The following is a 9,967-nucleotide window of genomic DNA, read 5'->3' on the forward strand; positions in this document are numbered from 1 at the left end:
TTTGTAGGCTAGTGGATGAGTGTTACTGCGTTTGCTGCTTTTTATCGTGCTGGTGGTTGACCCACGCATTCACAATCAGCGTTACAAACAGGATCCCGAACACCACGCCTAATGAGATAGCGATAGGGATATGGTAGAAGTCGACAATCAGCATCTTGATGCCGATAAACACCAGAATGATCGACAGGCCGTACTTCAGCATCGAGAAACGCTCCGCCACGCCGGCCAGCAGGAAGTACATCGCACGCAGACCAAGGATGGCAAACAGGTTAGAGGTCAGTACGATGAACGGGTCGGTGGTCACGGCAAAGATTGCCGGAATGCTGTCGACGGCAAAGATAACATCGCTCAACTCAACCAGAATCAGCACCAGCATCAGCGGCGTAACGAACAGCAGACCGTTTTTACGCACGAAGAAATGCTCGTTCTCGATGGTGTCGGTCATACGCAGATGACCGCGCAGCCAGCGCACTAACGGCCTGTCGCCAATCCCGGAAGCATCTTCTTTTGCCAGCGCCATCTTCACGCCGGTAAACAGCAGGAACGCGCCGAACACGTACAGCAGCCATTCGAACTGGGTGATAAGCCAGCTGCCCGCGAAGATCATGATAGTACGCAGAACAATCGCCCCCAGCACGCCATACACCAGCACTCGACGCTGCAACGCTGGCGGCACCGAGAAGTAGCTAAACAGCATCAGCCAGACAAAGACGTTATCCACCGCCAATGATTTCTCGATCAAATAGCCGGTGAGGAACGCCAACGCCTGCGGGTCTGCGACCGCACGCCCCTGGGTTTCTGCCAGATACCACCAGAATACGGCGTTAAACAGTAACGACAACGTGACCCAGACGATTGACCAGGCAGCCGCCTGCTTCATTGACATCGTATGCGCGCCGCGACGACCCTGCAACAGCAGGTCGATGGCCAGCATAATCACCACTACAACAGCGAAGCCACCCCATAACAACGGTGTGCCGACAGTATTCATTATATTTCCCCATGCATAAAAAAACGGCCAACGCCGAATGACGTTAGCCGCTGCTTTTCATGCATAGACCTTGCCATTCGGCAAGGTCTCACTTACAACAACAAAGGAATACGTTGACGTATTCCTTTGTTATCGCCCGGCGACCGGATGTGGTTTTTCACACATCGTAATGACGATCAACCGACAACGAAGTTACTCCCCTTTGCGGGTAACAAAGTATTACAGGCCACGCTTTCAGTCAATGGCCTGCAACATTTGTTTTACACAGTTTTACGCAATCAGCGACGTATTCGCGCTATCTGCTGGGAAAACGACGCCGGTCTGGCGGCGAATTTCCGTTTGCAGCTTAGCGGTAATGCGACTGACAGCCAGTGCCGGGTGATCCACTTCGCCGGATTCAACCAGATGAGCAAAGCGCTCTGCCTCATACAGCATAGTATTGATGTGCTGAGGCACCGTCAGATCCTGCGTTTTTCCACCACGCGGAACAAAACAGACTTTCTGGCATTCGGAGATTTTCTCAATAACCAGTGACCCTGATTCGCCCTGAATCTCGCTGGCCAGCACCGAGTCGCTCACTTTGGAATGCTGTAACGTGACGCTGAAATCACCGTAGTTCAGCACCACAACGCCGTGGGCATCAACACCGCTTGCCAGCAGGCTGGCGCTGGCCTGTACGCTCTGCGGTTCGCCCCACAGCGCAACCGCCGAAGCCAGGCAGTAAAAGCCGATATCCATAATCGAGCCATTTGAGAACGCTGGATTAAAGGTATTCGGGTTTTCACCGTTCAGATAACGCTGGTAGCGTGAAGAGTACTGGCAGTAATTGATAAACGCCTTTCTGACATTTCCTACCTTGGGCAGAGATTGCTGCAGCAGCAGGAAATTGGGCAGGCAGGCGGTTTTAAACGCCTCAAACAGCACCACCTGATTTTCCCGAGCGCAGGCGATAGCGGCATCGACTTCTGCCAGGTTTGATGCCAGCGGTTTCTCACAAATGACGTGCTTTTTATGGCGTAAGAACAGCTCGGTCTGCGGGAAGTGCAGAGAGTTTGGGCTGGCGATATACACTGCATCAATAGCGTCACTCTGCGCCATTGCATCCAGCGAAGTAAACAAATGCTCGACGAGATAATCGTTAGCGAAGCTTTGCGCCTGTTCAAGGCTGCGGGAATAGACTGCGGTTAACTTATATTTGCCGGTTTCATGGGCGGCATCCACAAACTGGCGGGTGATCCAGTTTGTGCCAATCACTGCGAAACGTATCATAAAGGCCTTCAGGCTGCGAAAAGGGATCCTTGCGCCAATTTAGCATGCCTTGCTGACAAAGCCAGTGCGCTACTGCGCAGTTTGCTTTAGCGATTGTTGCGTTAACCACAGGCGGGTGTCGAACTCCAGTTGGTGATACTGAGGTTCCATATGGCAGCACAGCTGGTAAAACGCTTTGTCGTGTTCTTTTTCTTTCAGATGCGCCAGTTCATGAACCACGATCATGCGTAAAAAAGGTTCCGGGGCGTTGCGAAATACGGTGGCGACGCGAATTTCCGCTTTTGCTTTCAGCTTGCCGCCCTGCACGCGAGAGACGGCAGTATGCAGTCCAAGCGCATTCTTCAACACGTGGATCTTACTGTCATACATCACTTTATTGAGCGGAGGGGCATTGCGCAGAAACTGACTTTTCAGATCCTGGGTATATTGCCAGAGCGCCTTATCGGTCGCGAAGTCATGCGTACCCGGATAACGCTTTTCCAGGACCGCGCCCAGACGTTGCTCGCTGATCAAGGTTCGAACCTGATCAAGTAAATTCTCCGGGTAGCCCTGCAGATAGGTCAACTGACTCATTTGTGCCCCATATAAAGTATAAAAAGTGTATACTCACGCACCCTTTTCAGGGATACGCCGAAATTTTACCATTCAGGAGGGCCGATGAGCCACATAGACAACGGTTTCCGTTCGCTGTCACTTAAACGTTTCCCGGAAACGGATGACGTTAACCCGCTGCTGGCGTGGGAAGCTGCAGATGAATATCTGCTGCAACAGCTGGACGATACCGAGATTTGCGGCCCGGTGCTGCTCCTGAATGATACCTTCGGTGCGCTGGGCTGTGCGCTGGCGGAACATTCGCCGTACAGCATTGGCGACTCTTATTTAAGCGAACTGGCAACGCGTGAAAACCTGCGTCATAACGACATTGCCGAATCCAGCGTCCAGTTCCTCGACAGCACGGTCGATTACCCACAGGCGCCGGGCGTGGTACTGATTAAGCTGCCAAAAACCATGGCGCTGCTGGAACAGCAATTGCGTGCGTTACGCCTGGTCGTCACGCCGCAAACGCGCATTATCGCCGGGGCGAAGGCGCGCGATGTGCATACCTCGACGCTTGAGCTGTTTGAAAAGGTACTGGGCCCAACCACCACCACGCTGGCATGGAAAAAAGCCCGTCTGATCAACTGTACGTTCAGCAATCCTGAACTGGCTGACGCCTCACAAACGCTGAGCTGGAAGCTGGAAGGCACCGACTGGACGATCCACAATCACGCTAACGTCTTCTCCCGTACCGGGCTGGATATTGGCGCACGTTTCTTTATCGAACATCTGCCGGACAATCTGGAAGGTGAGATTGTCGATCTCGGTTGCGGTAATGGCGTAGTGGGTCTGACGTTGCTGGAGAAGAACCCGCAAGCGAGCGTGGTGTTTGTGGATGAATCGCCGATGGCGGTGGCGTCCAGCCGCCTGAACGTGGAAACCAACATGCCAGACGCGCTGGATCGCTGCGAGTTTATGATCAACAACGCACTGTCTGGCGTGGAACCGTTCCGCTATAACGCTGTGCTGTGTAATCCGCCGTTCCATCAGAAGCACGCGCTGACCGATAACATCGCGTGGGAGATGTTCCACCACGCCCGCCGTTGCCTGAAGATTAACGGCGAGCTGTATATCGTGGCGAACCGTCATCTCGACTACTTCCACAAGCTGAAGAAGATTTTCGGTAACTGCGAAACCATCGCCACCAACAACAAATTTGTGGTGCTGAAAGCGGTGAAATTAGGGCGTCGCCGCTAATCGCTGATGCCGGATGGCGGTTAACACCTTATCAGGCCTACAACGAACTGCCTCGTAGGCCTGATAAGCGTAGCGCCATCAGGCAATGATGTGTGTAATTACCTTATCCGGCCAACGAAAGACATAACGTTAAATTTCCAGCGCCAGTCGGGTGCCTTGCGCGATGGCGCGTCGGGCATCCAGTTCTAACGCCACATCACACCCGCCGATCAGATGTACTGTTTTACCGGCCGCATGCAGCGGATCGACCAGTCCACGACGAGGTTCCTGACCTGCACAAATTACCACATGATCCACGTTCAGGAGCTGAGGCTCGCCGTTGATCAACACGTGCAGTCCATCATCATCGATCTTCTGATAGCTCACCGCCGGGATCATTTTCACTCCACGAGACAGCAGGGTGGCGCGATGGATCCAGCCCGTGGTTTTACCTAACCCTTGTCCCGGTTTACTGGCTTTACGCTGCAACATGACTATCTGGCGCGGGCTACGGGATAACTGTGGCCCTTCCGGGCGTAAACCACCTGCTTGCTGGAGGCTGGTATCGATTCCCCATTCCACGCAGAATTCTGCAATGTTTTGGCTGGTGGGCTCGCCGGGCTGGCTCAGATACATGGCGGTATCAAAGCCGATCCCGCCGCTGCCGATAATCGCCACGCGTTGACCTACCGGCGTTTTATCTCGTAAGACATCAAGATAGGTCAGTACCTTAGGATGATCGATGCCGTCGATCGGCGGCGTGCGTGGTTCGATCCCGCTGGCGAGGATCACTTCATCAAACGAGAGCAGATCGTCTGCGGTGACAAAATGATTCAGCTTCAGCGTCACGCCGGTGACGTCGATCATCCGGCGGTAATAGCGCAATGTTTCGTAAAATTCTTCTTTGCCGGGGATCTGTTTGGCGATATTAAACTGTCCGCCGATCTCCGCGTTGGCATCAAACAACGTGACCTGATGACCGCGTGAAGCGGCGTTGATGGCAAAGGCGAGCCCCGCAGGACCGGCACCGACTACCGCCAGATTCTTTAGATGTGTCGCCGCTACGATCGGCATTTTGGTTTCATGACAGGCGCGGGGGTTCACCAGGCAGGACGTCACTTTGCCGACGAAGATCTGATCCAGACAGGCCTGATTACAGCCTATGCAGGTGTTGATCTCATCCGCTCGCCCGCTTTGCGCTTTTGACAGCAGCTCGGCATCGGCGAGGAACGGGCGAGCCATCGACACCATATCAGCATCGCCACGGGCCAGAATATCGTCGGCAACGCCCGGATCATTAATGCGGTTAGTGGTGACCAGTGGAACCGTTACGTGACCTTTCAGCTTGCGCGTCACCCAGCTAAACGCCCCGCGCGGCACCGGCGTGGCGATGGTCGGGATCCGTGCTTCGTGCCAGCCGATCCCGGTGTTGATGATCGTAGCACCTGCCGCCTCAATGGCTTTCGCCAGTTGGACAGTTTCGTCAAACGTGCCGCCATTTTCCACCAGGTCGAGCATCGACAGACGAAAGATAATAATAAAGTCGTTACCGGCACGTTGACGAACGGCCCGTACCACCTCGACGGCAAAACGCATGCGGTTGGCGTAATCGCCGCCCCATTGGTCAGTCCGCTGGTTGGTGCGCAGGGTGAGAAATTCGTTGATCAGATAGCCTTCCGAGCCCATGACCTCTACGCCGTCGTAGCCTGCTTCCCGCGCCAGCTGTGCGCAATGGGCAAAATCCTCAATCAGTTGCAGGACTTCATCGTGGGTCAGCTCATGCGGGGTAAAGCGGTTGATCGGCGCCTGAATAGCGGAGGGCGCGACGAGGTGCGGCTGATAGCTATAACGTCCGGTATGCAGAATTTGCAGCGCGATTTTGCCGCCTTCGTCATGCACCGCGTCGGTAATTACGCGGTGATGTGGTAACTGGCTGGCATCGTTTAACATCGCGCCGCCTTCCATACCCACGCCGGAAAGCGCAGGGGCAATACCGCCGCTCACAATCAGAGCGACGCCGTGACGGGCGCGCTCGGCGTAGAACGCGGCCAGCCGTTCTGCGCCATCGGGATACTCTTCCAGACCGGTATGCATTGAACCCATCAACACGCGGTTTTTAAGCGTGGTGAATCCCAGATCGAGCGGGGCGAACAGCGACGGATAGCTCATAATGGTGTCCAGTATGTAAAATTATTGTTATGTGGTCGGATGAGTTACTAATTTAGCCGTCGCGGCGCAAAAGGGAAAAGGGGAATGCCGTGATTGTGATGGGATTCAAAAAAGGAGTGGGGCCAGAGAAAGAATTTGCCGGATGTCGGTGCAAGCACTTTATCCGGCAATAGGTCACAGCTTACTGTTTTTTAAGAAAATCATTATACAACATGTACAGATGCGCCGCGCTCCAGGAGAAGTTGGGGGCACCCTGTTGCGCGCCGGTCAGCGGGTTATAGTTTTCCTGAATTGGGCCGTCCGCAGTGAGTCCTTTGGCATGGTTGAAGAACGTATCCGCCATTTTCAGCGCTTCATCGCGGTAGCCGTAGCGCGCCATGCCTTTTAAGCCAAACCAGAACTGATCCACCCACACGCGCCCACGCCAGTAAATATCCGGGCCGAAAGCCGGGTTGGTGAGCGCCGCGGTGCCCAGCGGCACAAAGGTGTTGAACTCTTTCGGGTCGAGCATCACCTTCACCACCGCGTCAGCATGAGACTGCGTGGCCGCGCCGTTAAACAGCGGTGACCAGCCTTCCGGCCCTTTCCCACGTTCGACAATCGGTTTTCCGGCACAGCCGTTTGCCAGCGGCTTATCTTCAATGCGAACGTCATAGAAATACTGCGTATTCGCATCGAACATACAGGTATTGATGTAATCCGTCAGTTTCGTCGCCAGCGCCTGATAGCGTTTCGCCTCCTGCGTTTTCCCGAGCAGGGTCGCCATTTCCGCCAGGTAATGGTTATCGCTGACCATGTAGCTGGCCTGATCGACCGACTCCTGGAGTAGCGAATAGCCCAGTAATTTTCCGTCGTGGCTGCGATTTTCAGCGAATTTCACCACCCAGTCGCTGCGTTTGCCACCGTTAGCGACGTACTTATCCAGTTGTTCTTTGTCGATGAAACCAAACACCGCGGCGTCGTCACGTCCGGATTCCCACGAGGCGGCGACCTGCGCCGGGATCTCCAGACTGTCATACTGGCCGTTGCGGGTAACAGCGGCATAGTTTTGCAGCCCTGACAGGGTTTCTTCTTTGTCACCCTTTTTCACCGTGAACAGCATCTCGCCGCTGGCGGTGTTGTGCGCTTTATCGCGAGTGGCGCCGTACTCTGGAACGCCGTTGCCGTTATGATCGCGGTTACGCAGCCACCAGTCGTGGTATGCCACCAGTTTCGGGTACATTTCTTCGAGCCAGGATTTGTCTTTGGTGACGTTGTAGACTTCCATCACCGACCATGCCGCCAGGCTGGGCTTGGTGTTGCGCTCGTTCCAGTTACCGCCATCACCACCGCGTTCCGGGCTGAGGTTCCAGGCAATCAGATCGGGAATAAATCCCGCGTCCTGTGGGCGCACCGGATCGCCGGGTTTAACCTGCCACGAGAAAACAGCGCGAATATTTTCTTTCGCGATATCCGGGTTAAAGTGCGCCATTGCAAACGCCTGCTTCCAGGTGTCCCACGGCCAGGTCTGGTTGCCAGAGAACCAGCGGCCCGTTACCGACGGCGTCACGGTATTGTAGTTAACTGCGCCGCCCGGTGAGCGCCAGTTACCGTTCAGCGTTTCGATAGCCTTCACCGCCACGCGGGTTTGTTCTGGGGTGGCATCCGGGTTGTTTAAACCTTTTTTGAGATAGGATTCCCAGCGCTGCTGTGAGGCGAGCATGTAAGAAGACGGGCGCGCCAGAATATCGCGGATCTGCGCTTGTTCTTTGCTGACCTCCTGCGCGGTCAACAGATGTGAATAGGTGGTGTAAAGTGTGGTAGAGCCATTGATATGCGCTTTACTGGTAAATCGGTGGCCATCAACAGTGGTGTTCATGGCAAGTGATTTGTGTACCTGATACTCCGACTCGCCGGAGGTCAGCAGATCCCAGGTTGATCGCACTTTACCGAAGGTGACCTTCAGGCCGTCGCGCGTAGCGATGATTTTTCGCTGGTAGTCCGGATACTCGCCATCAATGGTTTTATCGGAGAGGGGTTTTCCCTCTTTCGCTTCCAGCATTTCCAGTAACTCTCCGTCCCACACCAGATCCAGCGGCGTATTGCTGGTGATTTTGGTTTCCAGTAGTGAGGTATGTGAACTGGCAAAGCGCAGCGTCATCTCGATCTGCACCGCAGTGGATGACAGTTTCTGTACCAGTGCGCCGGGCAGGCTGTAAGCCTCGAGAGTGAAATCGACCTTCTTGCCGTTCTGGTACACCGTCAGCCGGTCAAAATTTGTGGCCATAAAGTTGATGTACTCTTCCGTAAGCAGCGCCACGCCAGGGAAGCCGCCCATTGTTGCAGGGCCATCCGGCAACAGGTGTCCGTGCCATGCGCCGAGGTCGAAAAAGGGATTAAAGCGCTGATGGTCGTCATAATCGTAGTCGTGCATATAACCTGGCGCGCCGGTGCGATTGATGACGTTTTTAACGCTGTCTACGTTAGCTGCCAGTGCGGAAAAACTCATCAGCAGCCCACACGCCAGCGGCGTAAGAATAGGTGTCATGTTCATGGTATTCCGGTCCTTGTTACCAATAGAAATATTGCATCAGGAAGATCTGGTCGCTCGGGTCGCCAGATGCATTTTGCATATAGAACCGGCTGTCGAAGGCGGTGGCGAAACGACCGCTGCCGTATTCATACCAGATACCGAACTGCATAAAAGAGGTGGTTTCATCCTCGGCGTTGTCTGGCCGATGTTTGGCATAGCTGTAGGCGGTGGAGAGGTAGACGCCTTTGAGCGCTTCATACATGGCACTGACCATATAGCCGGTCTCTGTACCCCATTCATCCAGGCCGTCGGCGCGTCCGGTGTGATGCCAGGCGCGCGCAGCAAAGTTAGGCGAGAGAAGGCCGGTCAGGAACAGTTGTCCGGTGCCGTCGGTGATCTCAAGACCGTTCATCCAGGTTACGCCTTCGGTCAGGTCGTACTGGATGTAGCCATTCATCATGGCCGGATAGGTATACTTATCGTCGTAGCGATCGTATTTGCCGAAGTGCAGCCAGGCCTTGCTTTCATCATGATGTCCGGCAGGCGTGGCGGTCACGCTATAACGCAGCGGGCCGGTCAGGTTTTGCACCTTAATGGCGGTCATGATGTCGCGCGTGTTGGGGATGACGTAGCCCAGATCCGGCGTGAAGTCTCCCCACCATTGCAGGTCATCGAGCGATGAGTCCTGGCGCAGGCTGAGCATTAGCTCCGTGCCGTCATCGGTGCGGTAACCGCCGTAAAATCGGTTAATTCCACCTTCAAACCCGCCCCAGCTATGATCGGGCACCCAGGCGTTTCCCTGGTGATCCGCCTGTACGGTCCAGCCTTCGCCATAGATCAGACCAAACCACGAGCCGTGTTTAATTTCCAGGCCCCCTTCGATATAGGTTCCGTCACTGTATTTATGTTTATCCTGTCCCTCTAAATCCATATATCCCCCCATTCCCAGTTCGCCATAAAAACGAAATGAGGGAGAGGATATTGCGGGCGTTTTTGTGTCGTCGTGTTCTGCCGGTCGCACTTCTTCTGCACCCAGAGAGGAGACACAGAAAAAGGGCAGGGCAATAAATACCCTGCAACAATGGCTATTGATTTTCATGCTTCTATCCTAAGCAAAATAAAATAATGTTTTTATTGTTATAGCCTTGGCGAATATTGTTTATTGTTATTATGTTTTATGAATTAATGACTGTCTGAAGCTGGTGCGGCTTCAATGGCTTTTTCTTCTTTGGTTAGGGAAGGTGCGAATAAGC

7 protein-coding genes are annotated in these 9,967 nt (G+C 54.3%); 1 reads left to right on the forward strand and 6 read right to left on the reverse strand.

What is annotated here, in order from left to right; translation table 11 throughout:
- Positions 1-22: 22 nt before the first annotated feature.
- The 3 genes from FDW95_RS17010 to FDW95_RS17020 form a co-directional block, all read right to left on the reverse strand.
- The gene (locus FDW95_RS17010; protein ID WP_115257431.1) at positions 23-991 is read right to left on the reverse strand and encodes a TerC family protein; all 969 of its coding nucleotides are present in this window, start codon (positions 989-991) and stop codon (positions 23-25) included.
- A gap of 270 nt (positions 992-1,261) precedes the next feature.
- A complete protein-coding gene (locus tag FDW95_RS17015) occupies positions 1,262-2,260 on the reverse strand; it encodes a Gfo/Idh/MocA family oxidoreductase (protein WP_096755587.1) in 999 nt (332 codons plus the stop codon).
- A gap of 69 nt (positions 2,261-2,329) precedes the next feature.
- On the reverse strand, positions 2,330-2,833 hold the full coding sequence (locus FDW95_RS17020) for a M48 family metallopeptidase (protein ID WP_096755588.1): 504 nt from the start codon (positions 2,831-2,833) through the stop codon (positions 2,330-2,332).
- A gap of 84 nt (positions 2,834-2,917) precedes the next feature.
- Here FDW95_RS17020 and rlmG point away from each other — a divergent pair, with 84 nt between their 5' ends.
- On the forward strand, positions 2,918-4,054 hold the full coding sequence (gene rlmG, locus FDW95_RS17025) for a 23S rRNA (guanine(1835)-N(2))-methyltransferase RlmG (RefSeq protein WP_115257432.1): 1,137 nt from the start codon (positions 2,918-2,920) through the stop codon (positions 4,052-4,054).
- Positions 4,055-4,183: 129 nt separating this feature from the next.
- Here the strand turns inward: rlmG and FDW95_RS17030 are convergent, their stop codons facing one another.
- From FDW95_RS17030 to ygjJ, 3 genes are all read right to left on the reverse strand, one after another.
- Positions 4,184-6,202: an NADPH-dependent 2,4-dienoyl-CoA reductase gene (locus tag FDW95_RS17030; protein ID WP_096755590.1), complete on the reverse strand. Its 2,019-nt coding sequence runs from the start codon at positions 6,200-6,202 to the stop codon at positions 4,184-4,186.
- A gap of 181 nt (positions 6,203-6,383) precedes the next feature.
- Positions 6,384-8,735, reverse strand: coding sequence for an alpha-glucosidase (gene ygjK, locus FDW95_RS17035; RefSeq protein WP_115257433.1), 2,352 nt, complete (start codon positions 8,733-8,735; stop codon positions 6,384-6,386).
- 16 nt (positions 8,736-8,751) lie between these two features.
- Positions 8,752-9,813, reverse strand: a complete 1,062-nt coding sequence (ygjJ, locus tag FDW95_RS17040; RefSeq protein WP_115257434.1) for a protein YgjJ — start codon at positions 9,811-9,813, stop codon at positions 8,752-8,754.
- Positions 9,814-9,967 lie beyond the last annotated feature (154 nt).

The organism is Citrobacter sp. wls718 (genome assembly GCF_005280945.1).
GTDB classification, from domain to species: domain Bacteria; phylum Pseudomonadota; class Gammaproteobacteria; order Enterobacterales; family Enterobacteriaceae; genus Citrobacter; species Citrobacter gillenii.